Annotated in this window: 9 protein-coding genes; 2 read left to right on the top strand and 7 right to left on the bottom strand. The window is 59.3% G+C overall.

Annotated features, from left to right (window positions below):
• Positions 1–4 precede the first annotated feature (4 nt).
• From nrfD to HFP54_RS25755, 7 genes are all read right to left on the bottom strand, one after another.
• A complete protein-coding gene (gene nrfD, locus HFP54_RS17735; protein ID WP_145296498.1) occupies positions 5–1,417 on the bottom strand; it encodes an NrfD/PsrC family molybdoenzyme membrane anchor subunit in 1,413 nt (470 codons plus the stop codon).
• 91 nt (positions 1,418–1,508) lie between these two features.
• Positions 1,509–4,904, bottom strand: coding sequence for a TAT-variant-translocated molybdopterin oxidoreductase (locus HFP54_RS17730; RefSeq protein WP_168566185.1), 3,396 nt, complete (start codon positions 4,902–4,904; stop codon positions 1,509–1,511).
• A gap of 156 nt (positions 4,905–5,060) precedes the next feature.
• Entirely contained in the window at positions 5,061–5,747 is a 687-nt protein-coding gene (locus HFP54_RS17725) for a cytochrome c3 family protein (protein ID WP_146414547.1), read from the bottom strand.
• A 919-nt stretch (positions 5,748–6,666) separates the two neighbouring features.
• A complete protein-coding gene (gene rpoC, locus HFP54_RS17720) occupies positions 6,667–11,016 on the bottom strand; it encodes a DNA-directed RNA polymerase subunit beta' (RefSeq protein ID WP_146414548.1) in 4,350 nt (1,449 codons plus the stop codon).
• A gap of 109 nt (positions 11,017–11,125) precedes the next feature.
• Positions 11,126–14,845 (bottom strand): DNA-directed RNA polymerase subunit beta, encoded by a 3,720-nt coding sequence (gene rpoB / locus HFP54_RS17715; protein ID WP_146414549.1) that lies wholly within the window; start codon positions 14,843–14,845, stop codon positions 11,126–11,128.
• A gap of 413 nt (positions 14,846–15,258) precedes the next feature.
• Positions 15,259–16,032 carry a hypothetical protein gene (locus HFP54_RS26020; protein ID WP_168566184.1) on the bottom strand — a complete coding sequence of 258 codons (774 nt, stop codon included), beginning with the start codon at positions 16,030–16,032 and terminating at the stop codon, positions 15,259–15,261.
• A 169-nt stretch (positions 16,033–16,201) separates the two neighbouring features.
• Entirely contained in the window at positions 16,202–20,194 is a 3,993-nt protein-coding gene (locus HFP54_RS25755) for a sulfatase-like hydrolase/transferase (RefSeq protein WP_235951986.1), read from the bottom strand.
• 385 nt (positions 20,195–20,579) lie between these two features.
• On the opposite strand from HFP54_RS25755, the gene HFP54_RS17700 reads away from it, so the two are divergent.
• Both HFP54_RS17700 and HFP54_RS17695 read left to right on the top strand, forming a co-directional pair.
• Entirely contained in the window at positions 20,580–21,650 is a 1,071-nt protein-coding gene (locus HFP54_RS17700) for a type 1 glutamine amidotransferase family protein (protein WP_168566183.1), read from the top strand.
• 8 nt (positions 21,651–21,658) lie between these two features.
• The gene (locus tag HFP54_RS17695) at positions 21,659–25,288 is read left to right on the top strand and encodes a PVC-type heme-binding CxxCH protein (RefSeq protein WP_315853932.1); all 3,630 of its coding nucleotides are present in this window, start codon (positions 21,659–21,661) and stop codon (positions 25,286–25,288) included.
• The last annotated feature ends 8 nt before the right edge of the window (positions 25,289–25,296 follow it).

Genomic DNA, 25,296 nt, shown 5'->3' with positions numbered 1-25,296 from the left:
TGCGTCAGTGCCCCCCGTGTCCGGAGTGCGAAAGGTGAAGCTCGTGTGCCAACGTCGCTTTGGTTTCCGCCATGTTCACGACCGGCATGAACTTGCAGAACAACAAGAACAGGGTGAAGAACAGGCCGAACGATCCGACCAACATCGCCCAGTCGACCCAGGTCGGTTCAAAGTAGGCCCATGCACTGGGCAAGTAATCACGTGACAAACTGGTCACCGTGATCACGAAACGTTCAAACCACATGCCGATGTTCACGAAGATCGACACGACCCACATCATCCAGGGCGTCGTGCGAACCTTCTTGAACCAGAACAGGTTAGGGCTGATCACGTTGCAAGTGATCATTGTCCAGTACGCCCAGGCGTAAGGCCCGAACGCACGGTTGATGAACGCGAATTTTTCTTCGGGGACTTGGCCGTACCAGGCAATGAAGAACTCGGTCCCGTACGCCAAACCGACGATCATGCCGGTGGCCAAGATGATCCGGGTCATGTTGTCCAAGTGCCGCAGCGTGATGATCTTTTCCAGACTGAAGATCTTTCGGGCCGGAACCATCAGCGTGATCACCATCGCGAAACCGCTGAAGATCGCCCCGGCGACAAAGTACGGCGGGAAGATCGTGGTGTGCCATCCGGGGACCTGTGAAACCGCAAAGTCAAACGACACGATCGTGTGCACCGACAAAACCAGCGGGGCGGCAAAAGCGGCCAACAAGGCGTAGGCCTTTTCATATCGCATCCAGTGACGCGACGAACCGCTCCATCCCAGACACAGAATGCCGTAGGCCATTCGCCGCCATTTGTTCTTGCTGCGGTCGCGGAACGTTGCCAAGTCGGGCACCATCCCCATGTACCAGAACAACAGCGACACGGTCGCGTAGGTGCTGACCGCGAACACGTCCCACAACAGCGGGCTGCGGAATTGTGGCCACATCCAAAGGTTCAAACTGGGATACGGTGCCAACCAGTAAGCCAACCAAGCCCGACCGACGTGAATCCCAGGAAAGGTTCCCGCACAAACGACCGCAAAGATCGTCATCGCTTCGGCCGCACGGTTGATGCTGGTTCGCCATTCTTGCCGGAACAGATACAGAATCGCGCTGATCAACGTTCCCGCGTGACCGATCCCGACCCAGAACACGAAGTTCACAATGGGCCAGCCCCAGAAAATCGGTGCCCGGTTTCCCCAGACGCCGACACCGGTGTAGATCAAATACAGGATGCAAAGGCCCAGCATGTTTAGCAGGGCGAACGCCACGATGAATCCCAGCACCCAAGCCCGGCCGGGTGGCTTTTCTGCAATGCTGGAAACCATTTCAGTGATGTCGTGATACGTCGTATCACCCAACACCAACGGGGCGCGTTCGCCCGGCCGTTCTTTGGTGTTGTCCAGTCCTGTGGGTACGGCAAGTGCCATGATCAGCGGTTATGCAGTTAGCGGTGAAAGGTTGCCAGATAAAATCGGCTGGGCCAGCCTTGAAAGTCAGTCCGTAAAAACCGTCGATTGTCTAAGTCGTCTCGGCGGGCTTGGCCGATCCGGCGTCATGTGCGTCGTGATCGTGCCCCGATTCGCCATGGTCGTGATCGCCGTGCCCCTGTTCGCCATGCCCCTGATCGCCATGACCATGATCGCCGTGATCGTCGTGGTCGCCATCGCCATGGTGGTGGTCGCCGTGATGCGGCGCTTCCAGGTGTTCCAAGTCGTGCAACTGTGCCGTCGTCATCAACGACGCCGGCGTGTTGCGAATGCGGGCCATGTACGTCGTCCGCGGCTTGACGTTCAACTGCGGCAGCATGCCGTAGCTGCGGATGTCTTCGCGTGCCTTGCTGACCTTGGATTCCGAATCGCCGACGTTGCCGAATTCGATCGCCCGGGTGGGACAAGCCGACTGACAAGCGGTGACGACTTCACCGTCTTCGATCGGTCGTCCGCCGTCTTTGCGGGCGTTGATCTTGGCGGCTTCGATCCGCTGGACACAGTACGTGCACTTTTCCATCACCCCACGGCCGCGAACCGTGACGTCGGGGTTCAAGACCAGAGCTTGCAGCTTACGACTGGCGTTTTCAATGTTGCTTTCGTATGCATCGATGCCGTAGCCGACGCCGACGTCGCTGTTGTAGTTGAAGTAATTGAACCGTCGAACTTTGAACGGACAGTTGTTGGCACAGTACCGCGTTCCGATGCAGCGGTTGTACGCCATTGCGTTCAGGCCTTCGTCGGTGTGCACTGTCGCGGCGACCGGGCAGACCTGTTCACAGGGTGCCGTTTCACAGTGCATGCAGGCGACCGGTTCCTGGACCACATCGGCGAACTCGGAATCGCCTTGGAAGTACCGGTCGATCCGCAGCCAGTGCATTTCGCGACTGTTCTTGACCTGTTCACGCCCGACAATCGGCACGTTATTTTCGCTTTGGCAGGCCACCATACAGGCGTTACAGCCGATGCACTTGGTCAGGTCGATCGACATGCCCCATTGCGGCAAGTTCGGCTCTTCCTTTTCGATCGTGTTGATCGGTTCTTCCCACAGCGAACCGGCGGGTCCGACCGCGGGCACGTGCGGCGACTTGGCCTCCACGAACTCGGGCAGCTTCTTCAACAGTGCCGTGGTGCCTTCGCGGACCAGGCTGAAACTGCGGGCTTCGGTTTCTTCGCGTCCCAGTTCGTCGATCGCCCAGTGATCCTGGGTCGTTGCCAAGTCGTAGGTGGTTTCGACACGGCGTGCTTCCATCGACGTGGCCAGCAACATCGCGTCGCTGAACCGAATCGGCTGGACATCCACACCGACCGCTTCGATTTCTTCGCTGACAAGTCCGCCGACCATTCCGGCCCGCTCGCGACCGTAGCCGATCGGCACGCTGATCACACCGGGGGCACATCCGGGCAACTCGTAAACCGGCAACGTCACCTTGACGCCGTCGCTGTTGCGGATGGTCACCATTTGACCGTGATGAATGTCGATCACCGACGCCGTCGACGGGCTCATTACCGCCGCGTTGTCCCAGGTCACCTTGGTGATCGACTGTGGCAATTCTTGCAGCCAACCGTTGTTGGCAAAACGACCGTCAAAAATGCCATCAGCGGCATGGAAGATGACTTCGATGTCATCCTTGTCGGCTTGTTCAACGACGACCAGTGCGTCGGCGTCCGCCGTGGGGGCGTCACCGCTGGGCGTGAATTCCTCGTCGTCTTGCTTCAAGTCTTCGGCATAACCGTCGTGCAGCAATTTTCGCCATTGGCGGTTACTGATCGACGCACCGGAGACCTGTTCGGCCGTGGCACGGACAATCTGTTCGCCTGACGTAACAGGCAAGCCCATCATCACGGCCAGTGCTTCGGGAACCGTTTTGCCGGAAAGCAGCGGCAGGATCTGGGGCTGGGTGACGCCGTAATAGCCGTGGTCGTCGACGGTGTCGTTCCAGCTTTCCAACGGATGACTGACCGGAACCGACCATTTGCAAACGGCACCGGTTTCGTCGTCGTATTCGCCCAAGTAAACCGAGTTGTCGACCGCGGCGATCGCGGCCGCCAGGTCCACGTCGGCCGGTGCGGTGAACACCGGGTTGCCGTCAACGATGACCAGCGAATCAATTTCGCCGGCACCAATCTTGTCGGCCAATTCGGCGACCGAAACCGAGTCTTCGATTTCGGCGTCGGCGGGCGAAGTAAACGTTTGCAGCTTGCCAAGCGAACCAAGCTTTTGGTTCAGCCGAATGCCAGCGGCGATCGCCTCGGGCCCCAAATGTTCGCCGACGACGACCACGCTGTCCGCGGGCGAAGCGGCGATGTCGCTTGCCAAACTTTCGATGAAGCGTTTCAGTCGGCCGGCGTGATCCAGTTGGTCGTAGGCCGTGTCAGCTTTGGTCTCTTCATCAGCCGATTCACCCGACGCCGCATCGACGCGACGTTCCAGTTCGGCCAAGAAGGCCGCCATTTGGCTGGGACGCAGCGACAACCGCGCGTCGGCCGTTGCGCCGGTTTGGGTGTACCCGCCTTCGACGACGTACAACCGGCTCATTGATTCTGAATTCGGATCCCGCGACTGGGCAAAGCCGGCGGCGTTGTTGACGAACCCGGCATCACGGCCCAGCACGTCGGCTTCCAACGTGACGATCGTCTTGGCGTCGGCCAGATTCAGGACTTGCTGTGCGGGCTTGCCGAACGCCTGGGTCGTCGCTTTCCGCATGACTTCGTTGGTGACCGAGTCGTAACGGGCGATCGTCATCTCGGGCAACTTCGACTGCAACTGCTTGATCATCCGCACGGTCGACGGGGATCGCGTGGGTTGCATCAACAAAGCAAACGAGCGGCCTTTGCTGGATTCCGCTGTGCGAATCAGGGCTTGGCCGTAACGTGTGAATTCATCCCAGCCGGCGGCAACGCGTCGTCCGTTCTCGGACGCTTTGGCCAATGGACCATCGTCGACGCGGGCACGGTCGGGATCGAACAGCGACAAAATCGACGCTTGCGAATAAACATCAGTGCCGCCACCGGCGGGGTGATCGGTATTCGGTTCGACCTTCAGCGGCCGACCGTCAACACAACTGATCAGCAAGTGATAAACGCGGCCGGCCAATTCGATGTTGGTCGCCCGCAGGTATCGTTCACCGGGAACACGGCCCTCGGGACGCAGCACGAACGGCGCAATCAGTTCTTCCGGATACCGACACCCGGCCACGCCGGCCATGGCCAGCGAAGCGCCCATGATTTGCATCCACCGACGACGCGACACGCCTTCGGGAAACTCCGATGCGGCGACCGGAAATTCGCGATGCAGGTACTGGTCAAAGTCTTCGCTTTGCTGCCAATCGGACAGACTTCGCCAAAACCGCGAACGGTTCTTGGATGACGATGCCGGTCGGCCGTTGGCGGCGGCGGACGATGATGTTTCAGAAGGACGAGCCATGTCGAACTGGTCTGCGATTCAGAAAGGAGTTGGCTTGTTGACGCTTTGACCGCCGCGGAGGCGATCCATTGCAAATTGCCGTGCTGCCTGGGTGCGATTCGGCGGTGGCGTCGATCGCCCCGACCACCGAATCAGCGAAGGCCACCGGGCGGCCGATCAGCGGTGACACACCGCACAGTGGACTTGTGGATTGATATTGAATTCCTGGACGTGAGCCTCAATGGCTTCTTCATCCCAGTCGGCCGGCGGCTGCCAGTCCAACTTGGTGACAAACTCTTGGGGCCGCAGTTCCTTCTTGAAATTGCGGTGACAATCGATGCACCACGCCATCGACAGTTGTTCGTGCTGATAGACGACTTCCATCTGGTCGATCCGACCGTGACACGTCTTGCAACTGACCCCGGAATTCACGTGGGCCGCGTGGTTGAAGTAAACGTATTCCGGCAGGTTGTGCACCCGTTTCCAAGCGACGCTTTTGCCCGTCAACCAGCTTTCGTGGATCGGCAACAACTTGGGACTGTCGGTGCGCACCGCCGCCAGTGCGGTTTGCCCGTCGGCATTGGCCGGGCTGTGGCAATTGATGCACGTCGCCGTCGGAGGCACCGCCGCGTGGGCCGCATCGAAGACGGTGTTGTGGCAATAGCGACAATCCATCTTCAACTGGCCGGCGTGCAGCGCGTGGCTGAACGGCACCGGTTGTTCCGGCTTGTATCCGACGTTCAGCGTTTCAGGGTCGGTGATCAAACCGCCCATCACCGCGGCATAGCCCGCGCCGCCGATTGCGGCCAAACCGAGCACCGCTAGAAAAGGGTTGACCCAGCGGGGAAACAGAAACCGTTGCATGCTCGTTCGCCTCAGAGAGGCTTCTTCAAGTTTCGGTCAAGATTCGTTGTCAGTGTCCATTCATCCGCACCGGCGACAGGCCGGTCATGGACACGCGAGTTTTCGGCCGGCGGTTACATCCCGATCAGCCATCGCGTCGGTCCCCGACCGTCGGCGCCGTCGCCGCGTCCAATCGGTTTCCGGATCAACCGCGATGCGGTCGACGCCATCACTTGACGATTCACCGGTAAGGCCCGCGTCGGACGCCCGATTCAATGCACCATTGCCGACGCATCGCCCGAGCCATTTCACGCGGCCGACCCGCCATCACTGGCACGCCGGAATACCGATCGCAAAGCCAAGTCATCGTTGACCGATCCTGCCAACGCCGCCGAAAAAGGAAAATCCCTATTCCAGGGGCGGAACAAATCCGGACCGTCATCGTTCCTGATGTCGTCCGTACCGGTCGCCGACGAAAAATTGTCGCAGTTGCGGGTCGGCAGTATCACCGCGAAGTTGAGTTCGTGGCAAGGCCACGCACGCCTCCGCGACATTCTGCCGCATTTTTCTTTTCGCCCCGAGTTCGGGATCGGCGGCCTGGGACAACGATGTCGCAAAATACTGCAAAATCTGGTCAATCCTGGCCCTTCGCCTGACCCACATCCGCACACCGGATCGCCCAATCCGCACGCTCTGCGCGACCGCGCGTCAGACCGGACCTGCGTCGAATGGCCGCACCGCAAAATGCGGACAGACGGTACCGCGCACGAAAAAACCCGGCAGCCACCGATGACGGTTGACTGCCGGGCTTTCGAAGTTCATTCCATGTCGTCCCTGGCGGCAGCCCCGGACGGCGAAGACGGCCTGGTGGCACACGACCGGAACTCGCCGCCACACGCCATCGGCACCGACGGCGTGTGGAGTCCCGGGCCGGTGACGATCAGTCTTGTCCGCCGCTGTGGCTGTCCAGCGTCTCGCCGGTCGAACCCAATTCGCCGGGTGCGGGCTGTGGCGTTGCACCTTCGGCGGCCGATGACGCGTCGGCGCCCTCGCTAAGCAGCGGGAAGCTTTCTTCCATCATCTGTGCCGGGGCGTTGGCCAGTTCCTCCAGAGCTTCGCGGCGATAGTTCACCTCGGATTCCTGGAAGACGCGGAAACCAGTACCGGCCGGAATCAGGTGACCCAAAATCACGTTTTCCTTCAGACCCACCAGACGGTCGACCTTTCCGGCCAACGCGGCCTCGGTCAGCACCTTGGTGGTTTCTTGGAACGACGCAGCACTGATGAAACTGTTGGACTGAACCGCCGCCTTGGTGATCCCCAGCAACTGAGTCGATGCGGTCGCACTCTTGGGCCGCTTGCCCTTGGCGGGTGTGCCGCCCAAGGCTTCGATTTCGGCGTTGGTTTGTTCCAACAAATCCTTCGGGATGATCTGACCTTCGGTGAAATCGCTGTCGCCGGGATCCTTGATCTTGATGCGACCGGAAAGTTCCTGGTTTGCTTGACGGAACTGGAACCGGTCCATGACCAAGCCGGGCAACAGGTTGGTGTCGCCGCTGGTTTCGATCTTCACCTTCCGCAGCATTCGCGCGATGATGATTTCGGCGTGCTTATCGTTGATTTCCACACGCTGCGATTGGTACACCTGCTGGATTTCGTGCAACAAATATTGCTGCACGGCTTCCTCGCCACTGACACGTAGGATGTCGTGCGGGACCAACGGGCCATCGACCAGTGCCTGTCCGGCTTTGACGATGTCGCCGCTGTGCACCAGGAAGTGCTTCCCGTGCGGCACCAAGTGCTCACGTTCGATCCCGGATTCGCTGCGAACGATGATCGTCCGCTTGCCGCGTTTGCGTTCGGTCAAAATCTCGACCTCGCCATCGACCTCGGCGATCACGGCCGGATCCTTGGGCTTACGAGCTTCGAAGATTTCGGTGACCCGAGGCAGACCACCGGTGATGTCGTGGACACCACCGCCTTCACGCGGCATTTCGGCCAGGACCGTACCGGGGGTGACTTCCGCACCTTCCTTAACGCTGATCGACGCACGCTCCGGCAGGTACTGGACATCCAGCGGCTTGCCGTCTTCGTCTTCGATGACGATCTGCGGGTGCAGGTCACCTTTGTGGTCAATGATCATCACCCGTTCGTTACCGGACGCTTCGCGTTCGGTCCGCGCGGTTTCGCCATCGACGACGTCCTCGAAACGAATCTTCCCGGTCGTTTCTGACAAAATCGGAATCGCATACGGGTTCCATTCGCACAAGATTTGACCAGCCGTGACGGAATCGCCGTCCTGGACCATCAAGGTCGACCCGAGCGGGACTTCGTACGATTCGATTTCACGATCGCGGTCATCGACCAACATGATTTCGCCGTTTCGCGTCAACGCGATGTCGCGGCCATTGGCGTTGGTGACGCTTCGCATCCGGGTCAAACGAATCTTCCCGGCCTTCTTCGACTTGATGTCGGATTCTTCGACCTGTTTGGACACCGAACCACCGATGTGGAACGTCCGCATGGTCAGCTGAGTACCGGGTTCACCGATCGACTGGGCGGCGATGATACCGACGGCCATGCCTTCTTCGACCATCGCACCGGTGGACATGTCCATGCCGTAGCAGCGGCGACAGACCCCCAGCGGAGCATCGCAGCACATGGGCGACCGGACTTGGATCTTTTCCAATCCCATCGCTTCGATCTTGCGTGCAATGACCGGAGTGATCATTTCGCCTTCGGCCACGATGACTTCGTCGGTCACCGGGTTGACGATCGACTGCAGGCTGACGCGACCGTTAATCGAATCGGCCAAGCGGACTTCGACCTTTTCGCCGCGGTACACCACACCCTTGGTGATCCCTTGGGTGGTGCCACAGTCTTCCATCGTGATGACGACGTTCTGCGCGACGTCGGCCAATTTCCGAGTCAGGTAACCACTGTCGGCGGTCTTCAGCGCGGTATCGGCCAGACCCTTTCGGGCACCGTGGGTGGAACTGAAGTATTCCAGCACCGACAGGCCTTCACGGAAGTTCGCCTTAATGGGCGTTTCGATGATTTCACCGGTGGGCTTGGCCATCAGACCACGCATCCCGGCCAACTGTCGAATCTGAGCGATACCACCACGAGCACCGGAGTGTGACATCAGGTACACCGGGTTGATGTACCAACCGCCTTCGCGGATGTCGTTTTCCATCGCGTCCATCATGTCCTTGGTGATGGCTTCGCGGGCGTTGGTCCAAGCGTCCAAGACCTGGTTGTAACGTTCCTTGCCGGTCATTTGACCGCGGTCATAGGCCTTCTTGTACTTCATGACCTCCTTTTCCGCGGACTTGATGTAGTCCTGCTTGGTTTCGGGGGTCACCAAGTCGTCGGTCGCGAAGGACAAACCGCTGCGGGTCGATTCGCGGAAGCCCATCTGCATCATGTCGTCCAACAAGTGGATCGTCGCGCGACGCCCCAACCGTTGGTAACAATCACTGATCGATTCGGCCAAATCACCGCTTCGCATGGCCTTGTTGTAGAAGTCCATGCCCTTGGGCAGCATTTCGTTGAAGCGAACGCGGCCCGGCGTGGTTTCAATAACCGCACCGTATTTGGCGCTGTCGTCTTCAGTTTTCAGACGTTGGTACTTGGGCAACCGCATCTTGATCTTCGTATGCAGTTCCACCTTGCCCTGGGCCAAAGCCATTTCGACTTCTTCGAACGTCCCGAACACCATGCCTTCGCCGGGACGACCGGGCAATTCACAGGTCGCGTAATAGCAACCCATGACGATGTCCTGCGACGGACTCATGATCGGCTTACCGTTGGACGGCGCGAACACGTTGTTGGTCGACATCATCAACGTGTGGGCTTCCACCTGGGCTTCGATCGAAAGCGGCAAGTGGACCGCCATCTGGTCACCGTCGAAGTCGGCGTTGAAACCTTTGCAAACCAACGGGTGCAAGTGGATCGCGTTGCCTTCGACCAAGGTCGGTTCGAACGCTTGGATACCCATCCGGTGAAGCGTCGGTGCCCGGTTCAGCAACACGGGGTGGTTGGTGATGACTTGTTCCAGGATATCCCAGACCTCTTCATCCTTCCGTTCCAGCATCTTCTTGGCCGACTTGATCGTGTCGGCGTGGCCCAGTTCCTTCAGGCGACGGATGATGAACGGCTGGTACAGTTCCAGCGCGATCTTTTTGGGCAAACCACACTGGTGCAGCTTCAAACGCGGACCGACCACGATCACGCTACGTGCCGAGTAATCGACACGCTTGCCCAACAGGTTTTCTCGGAATCGACCTTGTTTCCCCTTGATCATGTCGGTCAAGGATTTCAGCGGGCGATTGGACGAACCCAACACCGGACGCTTGCAGCGGTTGTTGTCGAACAACGCATCGACGGACTGCTGCAACATCCGCTTTTCGTTGCGAATGATGACTTCCGGCGCGTTCAGATCGACCAGCTTGCGCAGCCGGTTGTTTCGGTTGATGATCCGGCGGTACAGGTCATTCAAATCGCTGGTGGCGAAGTTGCCACTGTCCAACAAGACCAGCGGACGCAGATCCGGCGGGATCACGGGGATCACGTCCAGCACCATCCATTCCGGACGGTTGTCGCTGTCACGGATCGATTCAACGATCTTCAGCCGGTTGATCAAGTCCTTTTTCTTTTGCTTGCTGCCGGTCTCATCCAGCTCTTTGCGCAACTGCTCGGACAGTTCGACCAAATTCAACTTGTTCAACAGCTTGCGGACCGCTTCGGCACCCATGTCGGCTTCGAACGAACCGGGTCCGTACTGCGTCCGCGCGGCGCGGTATTCCTCTTCGGTCAACAGCTGCTGTTCTTCCAGGTCCGTCGATCCCTTGTCGATCACGACGTAATCTTGGAAGTAGATGACCTTTTCCAGCGAACTGGTCTTCATCGCCAACAGGTTGCCCAATCGCGACGGCATGGCTTTGAAGAACCAAATGTGCACGACCGGAGCGGCCAATTCGATGTGGCCCATTCGCTTACGGCGGACACGGCTGTGTGTGACTTTCACGCCACAACGATCACAGATCATGCCCTTGTATTTCATCCCACGGTATTTACCGCAGGCGCATTCCCAGTCCTTTTCAGGTCCGAAAATCCGTTCGCAAAACAGTCCGTCTTTTTCCGGACGATAAGTCCGGTAGTTGATCGTTTCCGGCTTTTTGACTTCGCCGAACGACCAACTTTTGATGTCCTGGGGACGGGCAAGCGAGATCCGAACGCTGGCGTAATCGTTGATGCGATCGTAATTGCTGGTTTCGCCGATGCTCATGATGGAAAGGTGTCAGGTTTTGGGTTTCAGGTGACTGGTTTGGGACGTCGCTGATCGATAACGGCCGGCCGACCGATGGGGCTGCCGAGCCGTTACCTTTCACCTCGTATCAGATCGGGCGTTTCTCCAGCTGCATGTTCAACGCCAGGCCGCGGATTTCATTGGTCAACACGTCAAAGCTGGCGGGCGTGCCGGCTTCCAACGTGTTTTCGCCCTTGACCATCGATTCGTAGATCTTCGTACGACCTTCGACGTCGTCGGACTTCACCGTCAACAGTTCCTGCAGGATGTAAGCGGCACCGTAAGCTTCCAGTGCCCAGACTTCCATTTCCCCGAAACGTTGGCCGCCGAAGCGAGCCTTGCCGCCCAGCGGTTGCTGGGTGATCAACGAATACGGGCCCGTGGAACGTGCGTGAACCTTGTCGTCGACCAAGTGGTGCAGCTTCAACATGTAGATGTAACCCACCGTGGTTTCCTGCTCCATCGGTTCACCGGTGCGACCGTCACGCAGTCGAACCTTACCGTGAGCGGGCAATTCGGCGTCGGCCAACACCTTGTTGATGTCTTCTTCGCTGGCACCGTCGAACACCGGCGTGATCGCTTGGAAGCCCATCTTGGCACCGGCCCAGCCCAAGTGGGTTTCCAAAATCTGACCCACGTTCATCCGGCTGGGAACGCCCAGCGGGTTCAACATGATTTGGATCGGCGTGCCGTCGGGCAGGAAGGGCATGTCTTCGATCGGCAAGATTTTGGCGATCACACCCTTGTTCCCGTGACGACCGGCCATCTTGTCGCCGACGCTGATGCAACGCTTGGTCGCGATGTAAACCTTGACCATCTGCAACACGCCGCTGCGAAGTTCATCCCCCCGCTTCATGCTGTTCAGCTTGCGGTCGCGGTTATCCAGCGCGTTTTCGACGTTCCCCCACTGGTTTTTGTAAACCTGGTGGACGGCTTGCTTCTTTTCCTCGTCTTCGACTTGGTCCATGACGTGGTCGATGCGGAACACGTTGGCCCGTTCGGCGACGAACTTGGGATCTTGGCCGTCGGCCAGCGGGGTCCCGGTGGTGTCCTTCAGCTTTTTGCCGGCCGCTTCTTCAAGGTCGCGAACGAACGATTCGAAGGTGCTGGCGATTTCCGCGTTGCCCGTCGTTTCGGTCTCCTTCAGCTCACGCTCGAACGCCTTGCGTTCTTCGTCCGACAGACTCATACGACGCGAGAACTTCTGGGTGTCGATGACGATCCCTTCGATCCCCGAGGGGACTTCCAGCGAATCGTTCTTCACGTCTTCACCGGCACGACCAAAGATCGCGTGCAACAGTTTTTCTTCCGGCGTCAATTCCGTCTTCGACTTCGGTGAAACCTTGCCGACCAGGATGTCACCCGGCTTCACATAGGTTCCGACCTGAACGATGCCACTTTCGTCCAACGCGGCCAACGCTTTTTCGGAAACGTTGGGAATATCGCGAGTGAATTCTTCGCGACCCAGCTTGGTTTCGCGAATCTCCACGTCGAAGTCTTCGATGTGGATCGACGTGTACGTGTCGTTGCGAACCAGTTCTTCGCTGATGATGATCGCGTCTTCGTAATTGAAGCCTTCGAAAGACATGAACCCGACCAAGACGTTTCGGCCAAGCGCCAATTCGCCGTTCCGCGTGGCGGCACCGTCGGCGATGATTTGGCCCTTTTCGACCTTGTCACCGACCGTGACCAGCGGCTTCTGGTTTTGGCAGGTCCGCTCGTTCAGACCCTGGTATTTCTTCAGCTCGTAGTGGTCGCTGCCGATTTCGATTCGGGTCGCATCGGCGCGGGTCACCTTCCCGGCTCGCCGAGCACGGATGACCATCGAACTGTTCTTGGCGACTTCGCGCTCCATCCCGGTGCCGACGATCGGGGGTTCGGCGACCAACAGCGGCACGGCTTGCCGCTGCATGTTCGACCCCATCAACGCGCGGTTCGCGTCGTCGTGTTCCAGGAAAGGAATCAGACCGGCCGAAACACCGACCATCTGGGCCGGGGCGACGTCCATGTAGTGGACCTGAGTCGGCTGCACAATTTCAAAGTCGCTGCGGAAGCGGGCGATCATGTTCGGCCCCGGCACCAACGCGCCGTCCTTGACCTCGGTATCAGCCGGAGCGACGTAAGACTCGCTTTCTTCGTCGGCACGCAGCCAAACGACGTCGTCGGTGACCTTCCCTTCGGCGACCTTGCGATAGGGCGTGACCAAGAAACCGTAATCATCGACGCCGGCGAAGATCGCCAACGAACTGATCAGACCGATGTTCGTGCCTTCCGGCGTTTCAATCGGACAAATTCGACCGTAGTGAGAAATGTGGACGTCCCGGACTTCGAAGCCCGCACGTTTCCGGTTCAAACCGCCCGGACCCAACGCCGACAAACGTCGTTCGTGAGTCAGCTGTGACAACGGGTTGGTCTGGTCGACGACCTGGGAAAGTTCGCCACGACCGAAGAAGTAATCGATCGCCGCCGAAACGCTCTTCGGATTGATCAGCGAACGCGGGGTCATGTCCTGGGCATCCTTGACGCTCATCCGTTCCTGGACGGTCCGGCGCAGCTTCAGGAAGCCCTTGCGCAGTTCTTCGCAGGCCAATTCGTCGATCGTTCGCAGACGACGGTTGCCCAAGTGGTCAATGTCATCGATCTCCGCACCGGTGTCCGGATCGAACAAGTCGATCAGGTAGCGTATCGCTGCGATCATGTCGTCCGGACGCAGCGTCATTTCCGACTCGGCGACGCCCAAATCCAGCTTGCGATTCAAGCGGAAGCGACCGACCTTGCCCAAGCGATAACGGTTGCTGTCGTAGAACTTTTCATCGAACAGCGTCTTGGCCTTTTCCAGTTGCGGCGGGTTCCCCGGACGCAGACGCTGGTAGATCCGCAGCAACGCTTCTTCGTGGCTGGCGGTGTTGTCTTCACCCAAGGTGTTGAAGATCAACGGCACCTTGGGGGCATTCATCAATTCGACCGACTTCACCTCCGCGGTGACGATCTTTTCGGCAACGTCCTTGCTGATCCGGTGACCGGCTTCGACAAAGATTTCACCGGCACGTTCGTGACCACGGGGGTACACGATGTCGTCGACGGCGATGCGGCCCTCGATCTTTTCGGCCGAACTGCTGTCCAGCTTCTCGGTGTAGGTTTCGTAGAATGCGTTCAGCAGGTCTGCGTCGGTCGACAAACGCGGGTCCATCGCACGCAGCAACGTGGTCGCCGCGAACTTACCGCTCTGGTCGATCCGGACGGTCAACGAATCCTTCTTGGTCACGTTGACTTCGATCCACGAACCACGCTCGGGGATCACGCGGCAACTGGGCAACTTGCGGTCGGTCGTCGTGTCTTGCTCCAAGACAAAGTCGACACCGGGGCTGCGGTGCAACTGGCTGACGACGACTCGCTCGGCACCGTTGATGATGAATTCACCGCCACCCATCATGATCGGCAGGTCGCCCAGGTAGACCTCTTCCTCGTGCGGTTCCTCGCGATTCAGCCGCAGCCAAATCCGCAGCGGCCGGCCGTAGGTCAGTCGCAACTGGCGACATTCCTGACTGGTGTAGCGGGGCTTGCCCAGTTCGTAGTACAGGTACTCCAGCGTCGTATTTCCGTCGTAGCTTTCGATCGGAAAGATTTCGCGAAGCACACTTTCTAGACCAAAATCCTTTCGCTTCTGCGGCTCCACTTCCTCCTGCAAGAAATCCGCATACGAGGCGGTTTGAAGGGCCGTCAAATCTGGCAGTTCGAAGCTTCCAAGGCCGGTGCCAAACCTGCGGATTTCGGTCGGTTCCAGGCGTCGCTTGCTGGTCGTTGCCATAGTGGGTGGGTGGCTCCAAAGAGGAAAAACGATTGGCTCGGGTCAGGGAGAATCAGCGTCGGATCTAACGACAGGCACCGCCGAAGCGGTCGGAATCAAGAATCTGGGCTGCGTGAGTTGGAAAGAATGTCATCCGTGCGTGCGAAGCGTTTGCGGCGCGAACGTTCAGCGGAGTCGCCGCGACGTCACCAAGTCAGACCGCAAGGGCGGCCGACCCACGTCGGGAAACCTCGTCAGGCAGTATTTGGGGCGGGACAGAGTCGTCCGCCCGGAGAGGGCTGAATCAAGCAATACGCAGTGCGCAAATCCGGGGCCGATAATCACCGCGGTAACCTAGCAAGATAAGATTGGACCGAAAAGGGGAAAGCCCACAAATTTGGCCCGATTTATGCACGGCCGAACGCCCCCGCTGATCACGGGTTCTCAGGAGACGGGTCCTCAGCAGACGGGTCCTCAGCAGACGGGTCCTCAGCAGACGGGTCCTCAGCAGACGGGTCCTCAGCAGACGGGTCCTCAGCAGATGGGTCCTCAGCAGACGGGTCCTCAGGAGACGGGTTTCCGGATCCTGACTCCTCGGCCGATTCCTCCATCGCCTCCTGTCCCCCGTCTTCCTGTCCCCCGTCTTCCTGTCCCCCGTCTTCCTGTCCCCCGTCGAACTGCTCCCCTGCCACCTTCTCCTCTTCCTGTCCCCCGTCGACCTGCTCCCCTGCCACCTTCCCTACCATGACGTCCCACGAGACCACCTTGCCGCGGAATTCCCGGGGATCCCAGTCGCTGCCGACCGCGGTGCCACGGTCGCGGCCGATGCTGAGCGGTTCGCCGGGCTGGCGAGACAGCAAACCGGGCGACTTCGCCTGAACCTTCTCGCCACCCAAGACCTGAATCGTCACGTTTTCGGCGTCCCAGTTGATCGTCAGATCCACGCGGCCGATGACCACCTGGCGACCGGCCACCTCCGTCACCCTGCCGTCGCGGCGAATCGAAAAGACCGGACGGCCGTAATCAAACCCCAGGGCATACCCGTTCTGTTGACCGCCCTGGGCCAGCACCACGCCGTGCGGCAAATCGGACACGACGGTCGCCTGGATTGTGAGTTCCGCATCGGCCACCTGAGGCGTTTCCACCGCATCGACCTCGGCGCGACCGTCAGCCGCCACGGCCAAGGCCGGCAAAACCACCAGTGGCAAGACCAGTGCGGGAACGATGCATCGAATCCATGAATGACGTGACGAACAGAGCATAGCTGGGGCGACTTTTCGCAGGGTGACGTGTATCCAATATTCAGAAGCCCCACTGGCGGCGGGGCCACATTATTAACAAGGCCGTCGGTGGCTCCACCGTTTTGACGCATCGGCGTCAGTCGATCCATACCGGGCCCGCCGCATTGATCTCCGTCGCACCGTTGGCCTGCCCCGGCTGTTGGCCGCGTTTGGTGTTGCCACCGCCGCCTTTGTGCAGCGATTGCCGGTCGGGCGTGGGCTGCTGCGGCACACAGTCGCCGGTCTCGCGTTCCCAATCACGAAACAGCCCTCGCATCGTGGCCAGGGTTTCCGCATAGCGTGCTTCGTCCGCCAAGTTGTCGAATTGGTAGGGATCATTGCGGACGTTGAACAGCATCTCCGCCGGCTGTTGGGGCAGAGTCAGCAAGGCCTGCGCGTCATTCAGCTTGCCGCGCTCGGCCGCCTGCCAAAGTTCACGGACCGCGGCAAACACGTACGACGAACTTTCGCCGGCGACGCTGTATCGGTCCGGCCACGCGTTCCAAATGTACAACCAGTCGCCCGCACGAACGGCACGCTGGTGGTTCTGGTAAACGTGCCAGTTTCGCTCTGCAAACGCCACGTCTCGCACGCGAGCGTCCGGATCCTGGAACACGTCCACCAGACTGACGCCCTGAACGGTGTCCGGATGTTCCAGCCCCGCCAATTCCAAAAACGTCCCCGCATAGTCAATCGAGCTGACCAACGATTCGGTCCGCCCGACGGCAACCCCCGGGCCCGCGACGACCAACGGGGTTTGAATGCCACTGTCATACAGATACGTCTTGCACCGGGGAAACGGCCGACCGTTGTCGCTGCAATAAACCACGTAGGTGTTATCCGTGATGCCCTGACGCTGCAGTTCATCCATGACCTTGCCCAAGAAGTGATCCGTCCGACTGACTTCGTGATAAAAACCGGCCAGCTCGGCCCGCGTTTCCGGTCCGTCGTACATCATCGGCGGCACCTTCACCTGCTCGGGATCGTAAACCGGTGCGTCGTCGGTGATCTCGAACGCCCGGTGGGCATCATGCGAAGCAAACCAAGCGAAGAACGGCCGATCGGCGGGACGGTCCCGCAAGTGCTGAACCCACTTTTCCGCCCCGGCGGGCTTGGCATCGCTGGATTCAACGAACCCCAACTGTTGCGGCGGTGCCATGTGGTTCTTTCCCGAGATCATCGTGTGGTAACCGGCATCACGCAGCAGTTGGACGAACGTGGTTTGATCCTCCGGCAACGTCAGGTGCAACTCCGAAGCGCCGGTATTATGCGGATACCGACCGGTGATCATGCTGCATCGACTGGGCGAACAAGAACTGATCGTCAAATAGGCGTTGTCAAACACCAGCCCACGATCGGCCAGCCGCTTCAGGTTCGGCGTCGACACAAAACCGTTGCCGTAAATACTCAGGTCATCCGGACTGATGTCGTCGGTGATCAAGAACACAAAGTTCGGACGCGGGTCGGTCGACGCCACCCCGACCTGCGAATCTTCTTGTGACGCCGATGACGTGTCGGCCGGACGGCTGTCGACGCGAACGTCCATCACTCCGATGCATTTGTCTGTACCGGATGGCCGCAATGACAAACGAACCGCCCTGGTCACGATGCCGCCCAAGTCGACGTCGTTGTACTGGTCAATCTTGGCCTTGTACGTCGTACCAGCCGGCAACGTGACGTCTTTCCAGCCATCACCGTCGTCAGTTTGCACGGTCCAATCGCCCGGCGGACGGATCCCGCGTTGATCGTCATAAAAATAGACGCCCAAGGATCGCAATTCCCTGGGACCATCAAAACGAATTTCGATCCATTGATCCTGGCCACGTTGCGGCCAACTGGTCCAACGCGGCCGCGACTTGTCAGACGAAGAAACCGGCTTGATCGGCATCCGCACCGCATCGGCCGTGTTGTTGGGGTGCGTGTACGACGCAAAGGCACGGGAAAACTTCCACTGATCCGGCGTGAACGCCAGCGAAGCATCCGCATTACGAACCCACGGGAATTCGGTCACACGCAGCGTTGTCGCGCCGTAGGGGATCAACGTGATTTCGTCACGCTGGAAATCCTTGGGCAAATCCACCGGGCTCAGCGGTGGCACCGCGGCGCTGTTGCGATGAACCGTCCAATCGGGCAATCGGATCCCCACGGTCGTCAAACGCACCGGGGCGGTTTCGCTGGTCCACGGGTTGTCGGGGATCGAATCGGCGACGTCGACCTGGACATTGGCGTCCGGCTGGTTCACAACCGCGCCGGGCAACGCGTAATTCCACCGCTGCTTCGGGTGGGCTTCGCGATAGCCGCGGTGCATCGCCGTTTCGGGAACCCCATCGGGACGCGGCTGAATGACGTCATCCCACCGGGCCGGGACATCCAGGGCGAACACCAACGGCCCGCGTTCGATCGCCTTGGATCGCGCAAACCAAGTGGTACTGCGCAGGGGCATGGGGAAACGCAATTCCACACGGTCACCCGATTCCCAGCGTCGCGCAAGCACGTGCATCGTGCCGGCGTCCACCGATTGCATCGCTCCGTCATTGACGCGGACCTGCGCACCTTCGGCCCACGCGGGAATCCGAACGTGCAGCGGAAATGACACCGCACCGCCGTCGACACTGACATCGATTGCGATGTCCGAGTGGAACGGGTACCCCGTGTCCATCGAAAGCGTCACCGTTCGATTGCCATCGACCCGAGTGGTCACCACCGACGGTGCATAGGCGACCGCAGCCAACCCGCCGTCGGCCGATGCCATCCACAAATGCTGTGCAAACTTGGGCCAGCCCTGGTGCAGATTACAAGTACAACAGGGATAACCACTCAACAGCCCATAAACGACTCGGTCGCCGTGGTCGTTGAAAAAGTCACGCGACCCGAACGTGCACTGCACCTGATTGGTTTGTTGGAAGTATTGCCTTGCGTGATGGTCGTCGGTGCACTGAGTTGGCAAGGCGTTGAACGCGATCTTTTCCAGACGGTCGCCGAATGAAACATCGCCGGTGATCGCAAACATTTTTTCCAGCGAATACATCATCTCCACCGCCGTGCACAGCTCACTGCCACGATCCGGTGCATCGCCATGCATCGCTTCGTCGCCACCGTACAGCCCATGCGGTTGTCCGTGGAACGTGCGTATGTCGGCCAGCGCGTTGGCCACCGCAGCCAGGTGACGATGGTCTTGGTCCTGCTGCCAACGGATCACCGGCGTCTTCATCATCTGGGCCAAGTTGACGCAGTGCAGCGCGTCCCCCTGGTCACCGCGGCGACGGATCATGTTGTCCACGCCCGGCGAAAACCAATCCGTCACCGGGACGGTTTGCTGATGGATCAGATCGGCCAATTCCAACAAGAACGCATCGCCGGTCACGTTGTACAACCACAACACGACCATCAAATTGTCGCCACCACGTTGGGCGGCCCACCATGATCCGCTGGCCGGATTGTCGGGATCATGCAACGGTCGCTCGGGAAGTTCGCTTAACTGGAATCGAAAGTACCGTGTCAAGCTTTCGACCACTCGCGGATCGCCGGTGGCCATGTAGTGTTGCTGCAAGATCTTCAACATCACCATCCGCGGCCACCAATCGTCCGGCTTCAACACTTGCGCACCGCGTGGCGGCGGTACGGTGCGATCGGCGGACTTGATTCCGTAGGGGCCGATCTGACCGCTTTCACGCTGGTTGGCCAACGTCCATTCGATCCACCGCATCGCCTTGGCTTCCAAGTCACGGTCGTCCAACAACTTGGCCAGGGGATACAGACCATCGATCCAGTACGGACCACGCTCCCACGTGTCCCCGTCGCCACCCAGCCACGCGTTGCGATCGCCACAGACTTCGGGATACCACTGGTCCAGGTGACCGGTCATCCCATCGGCCATCCGCTGCAATTCATCGCGCAGCCAGCCACGTGGCTGGATCGAACCGAGCGGCAATTCGCTGTACGGCTTGGCCGCAAGCGGCGCACGATTGAAGACGGGATCAACCGGGCCATCGCCGTCGGACGTCCGATCCGCCGCGGAACACAACACGGGAGTGGCAAGTGGAACGGACCAGACGGCAAGAAACGCGATCAACCAAATTCGGGGGGACATGAATCGAAGGAGCATCAAAGGTGGGAAGGAAGGCAATGGCGGGGACCTGGCGTCGATGCAACGTGGGATGCATTCACGCGACAGGCTTGTGCGCAACAACATACGACGATCGCACAGCGGTCATGGTCAAAAAAGTCAAAGCCACCTCCATCGCGGCGATCCGCCAGAGTCGCGGCACCCACCAGCCACGAGACCCCGGCGCTCGTGCCGCACGCCGCCGCCACTGAACAGATATCACCGACGGCTGGGCGGGCCGCATTCGGCCAGACCTGGTGGACCATCGGCAACGCCACCCCGGCGTCGGTTTGATCTATACTGCGACACTTCTCGACAGGCCAGCCTGTCCCCACCCCGTCCAAGCCCCACCTGTTTCAACAGAGCGTCCATGTCCTCGGTTCTGTCTCGCGTCGTCGCGTTTTGCTCCGCGATGTTCCTTGTGTCCCCCGTTTTCGCCGCCGACGATCGGCTGGTGTTCACCCCACCGGGCGACGGCAACGGCAAACACGTCGTCCTGATCAGCGGTGATGAGGAATATCGGTCCGAAGAAGCGATGCCGATGCTGGGCAAGATCCTGAGCCAAAAGCATGGCTTTCATTGCACCGTCTTGTTTTCGATGTCCGAGGACGGCACCTACATCGACCCGAACAATCACACCGGCGTCCGCGGCTGGGAAACGCTGGACGATGCCGACCTGATCATCGTCGGCACACGATTCCGTACGCCGTCGGCGGCCGACGCCGCCCACATGACGGCCTACTTGAACGCCGGAAAACCGATCATCGGTTTGCGAACATCGACACACGGATTCAAAGGCGACCAATCCTTCGGCGGCGACATTTCTTATGACAAATGGGGACTGCGTGTCTTGGGCGAAGAATGGGTGAATCACCACGGCAAACACAAAGTCCAAGGGGCCCGCGGCGTCGTCCAGAAAGAATATGCCGACCATCCGATCTTAAACGGCGTCGGCGAAATTTTTGTGCCCAGTGACGTGTACGGCGTCACCCACTTGACCGACGCCGACCGCGTGTTGCTTCGCGGTGCGGTCACCGAATCGTTGGATCCCAAGTCCGTCAACGTCGACGGCGAACTGAACGCTCCGATGCAACCGTTTGCTTGGCTGCACACCTACACCGCCCCCGACGGCGGCACGGGCACGTCGTTCTGCACCACCGCCGGCGCGGCAATCGACTTGGCGGACGAAGACCTGCGACGCTTGGTGGTCAATGCCACGTATCATTTGACAGGCCTGGACGTCCCCGCGTCGGCCGATGTCGCATTCGTCGATCCGTTCTATCCCAGCTTCTATGGCTTCATTCGTACCGAAGGGTACTGGAAGAACGCCGACCTACAGCCCGCCGATTTCGGCTTGGGCCGGTCACCCTCCATGCCCGATCCGAAAGGGTCGCCCGTCTTCGAAGCACGCGACCGGCCGGAAAAAAAAAAGACGCCGTAGTTTGGCCGATTCGCCAAAATGAACGAGTCGTCGCGGTCGGCAATTCGCTGGCCGAGCGGATGAACCAGTACGGGCATTTCGAAGCGCTGTTGCACACGCGTTTTCCCGACAAACAAATTCGCTTTCGCAATTTCGGTTGGCCGGCCGACGAAGTCGGAAACCAACAACGCCCCAGCAATTACACCAAAATCGACGACCCGCTGGAGGTGTTCGACCCCCAGACGTTCCTGTGCTTCTTCGGGTTCAATGAATCGTTCGCCGGTACCGATCCGGCGGCTTTGGAAGCTTTCGTCGCCGACTATCGCGATTATCTGAAACAGCAAACCGAACGTTTCACCCAAGACGGCCGGCAGCCCTCGTTCATCTTGGTCAGCCCGATCGCGTTTGAGCCGACCGGCAACCCGCTGCAGCCCAATGGCGTCCAACACAATCGCAATCTGGCCGCGTACACCGAAGCGATTCGGCAACTGGCCGACGACGACGGACACGGCTTTGTCGACCTTTTCACGCCCACGCTGGCCGAGTTCCAAAAGGAAGCCGGGGCTCAGTTCACGATCAACGGTGTTCACGTCAACGAAGCGGGCGATCGCTTGGTCGGCCGACTGATCGACACGGCGATCTTTGGCGACAACCATCCGGTCGGAATCGGGATGTCCAAATTCGAAGACGTCCGCCGCTGGGTCAACGATAAGTCTTGGTTTCACTTGCAAGACTATCGAATGCTCAACGGTTGGTATGTCTATGGCGGCCGCCGCACCTGGGACACCGAAACGTTCCCGAGAGAATACAAAAAGATCCGCGGGATCGTCGAAGTCCGCGATCAATACATCTGGGACTTGGCCGCCGGTCGTGACGTGCCCGAACAGCCCGACGATTCGAACACCGGCGACCTGTTCACCCCGGAGACGATGTTCGGCACGCGAGATGAAAATTTTCGCAAGCTGCGCGAACCGGAGGTGCTGGAATACCCGACGCCGGAACAGTCGATCCAGATGATGACGGTCCCCGACGGCATGGAGGTCCAACTGTTTGCATCGGAGCGTGAATTTCCCGAACTGGCAAACCCGAACCAGATTGCTTTCGATAACCGGGGGCGTTTGTGGGTTTCGTGTATGCCGAATTACCCTCAATGGCAACCGGGTGCCGAGCGTCCCAGCGACCGTTTGTTGATTTTCGAAGACAGCGACAACGACGGCCGGGCGGACAAGTGCATCACGTTCTATGACAAGCTGATCTGTCCAACGGGATTTGAGTTTTACAATGGCGGCGTCCTGGTCGTCGACGAACCGCGAATCTTGTTTCTAAAAGACACCGACGGCGACGACCGCGCCGATCTGGTCGAAACCGTCGTCGATGGCATCGCGACCGATGACACTCACCACACGGTCGGCGCTTGGGAATGGTCCCACGGTGGACGGCTCCACATGCTGGAAGGCATCTCTTTGTCGACCACCCTGGAAACACCTTGGGGAGCGTTTCGAAACAAAGGAACCGCCGGATGCTATGTGTTGGATCCTCACAGCCTGAGCTTTCAACACTTTCGCACTCCCGGTTATGGCAATCCATGGTGCCTGGTATTTGATCCCTGGGGCAACGGCATGGTCGGCGATGGCACCAACGCCAAACAACACTGGACCAGCCCGCTGTCGGGATTCGAAGTGAACACCCGACGGACACTGGAGCCGAACTTCGACAACGAAGGCATGCGACCGGCGGTGGGCAACGAATTTTTGCTGTCGCGACACCTGCCCGATGACATGCAGGGGCAATTCATCTATGCGTGCGTGATCAACATGCACGGCATGCCACGGTTCGAATTGCAAAACGAATCCGACGGCGCGGGATTCGACGGCCGGCGTGTGGATGACCTGTTGTCATCGACCGACATCATTTTTCGTCCGGTCGATCCGAAGATCGGTCCCGACGGTGCGGTTTGGTTTGGCGATTGGTGCAACGCATTGATCGGTCACATGCAGTATTCACAACGTGACCCCAACCGCGACCACAAACACGGTCGTGTGTATCGATTGGTCAATAAGAACAAACCGTTGCTGCAGCCGATCACGCAAGCCGACAAAACGGTGGACGAACTAGTCCAACAGCTCAGCGTTTACGAACCCCGCACACGTTATCGCGCCCGACGCGAACTGTGGGATCGTGACCGAACGGAAGTCTTGGCGGCGGTGAAGCGTCACGTCAACGCGACCGACGACCCGCAACAATGGTGCGAAGGACTGTGGTTACAGGAAGCGTTCCGCGCCGTCGACACTGCATTGGTCGATCGCATCTTGGCGTGCGACGACTATCGGGCTCGCGCCGCGGCGATCCATGTCCTGACCAACGAACGCGATCGCCAGCCGGCGCTGATCGAATACCTGGAACGTGCGATGGACGACCCGCACCCGCGCGTCCGCTTGGAAGCGGTCCGTGGTCTCAGCTTCATCCACACCATGCGGTCGCTGGAAATCGCGCTAAGCGCGGCCGAGCGATCGATGGATTACTGGATCGATTACACGCTGGAACACACCCTGCATGCGTTACAGCCCGTCTGGGAACCGGCCCAAAAACGTGACGACTTTCTGGCCGATTCGTCGCAAACGGCGAAAGACTATCTGGTTCGCTTTCAACGCAAGACCGGACCGGGCGGTGCGGCGGTGACACCGCTGGAGATCGCCGAAAACGAAGATGCATCCGAAATCGATCGGCACAACGCCATCCGCACCTTGGCCGGCTTACGCGGCGGCAGCAGCCGACGTGGCGAAGGCGTTTTCAAACAAGTTTGTTCGGCCTGTCACATGATCGGTGACCTGGGCAAAAAGTTTGGCCCCGACTTGAGCGACATTGGATCGCGAATGACGAAGGAGCAACTGATCACGGCGATCATCCATCCCAATGACACGATCGCCAAAGGATTCGAAACGGTGACCGTATTGACGCTGGACGGCGTGGTGCAAACGGGTTTTGTGTTGAAGGAAACCGATGAAGTTCTGTCACTCGGCATCGCCGACGGAAAACAAGTCGACATCCTGCAGGACGACATCGATTTTGTTCAGCCCAAAAAGGCCAGTTCGATGCCTGAAGGTTTGATCAAGACCATCGCCCCGATCGAATTCTTGGACTTGATCAGTTACCTGTCGTCACAAAAATCGATCCGCGGCACACGCGACCGTGACGGTTGGATCGGACTGCAACAGAAAGACGTCAAACTGCGGTCACACGACGGTTTCCAAGAAATCTCACGTGACGCCCACATTCGCTTCGGCGGGCGATTCAGCAATTCCGGATGGAATGACGAGTCGTACTTGTTCCTAAGCGACGTGCCGCGCGAAGCCTTCGACTTTGCGTTCCACAGTGATCACGATACCGACAACCCGCACGTGACCATTCGATTGGCTCGGCCATCGGAGATTCGTTACGTGTGGTTGCGGAATCGAACCGGGTTGCAAGAACGTGCCGATGGACTGACGGTTTGGGTTTCGGACGACGGAAAGAATTACCGCGAAGTCTGGCAAGCACAGAAGCCACAAAGCCAGTGGATGATCGAATTGCCGCCGAACACCCGTGGACGTTTCATTCGCGTGGGACTGCCCGAGGGCGGGACGTTTCATCTTTACCAAGGTGCGGTTTACGGCCGGTGACCGGCTGA

The sequence above is a fragment of the Crateriforma spongiae genome, assembly GCF_012290005.1.
GTDB classification, from domain to species: Bacteria; Planctomycetota; Planctomycetia; order Pirellulales; family Pirellulaceae; genus Crateriforma; species Crateriforma spongiae.
The sequence above is the reverse complement of the archived record's forward strand: the minus strand, read 5'-3'. Positions and strand labels throughout refer to the sequence as shown.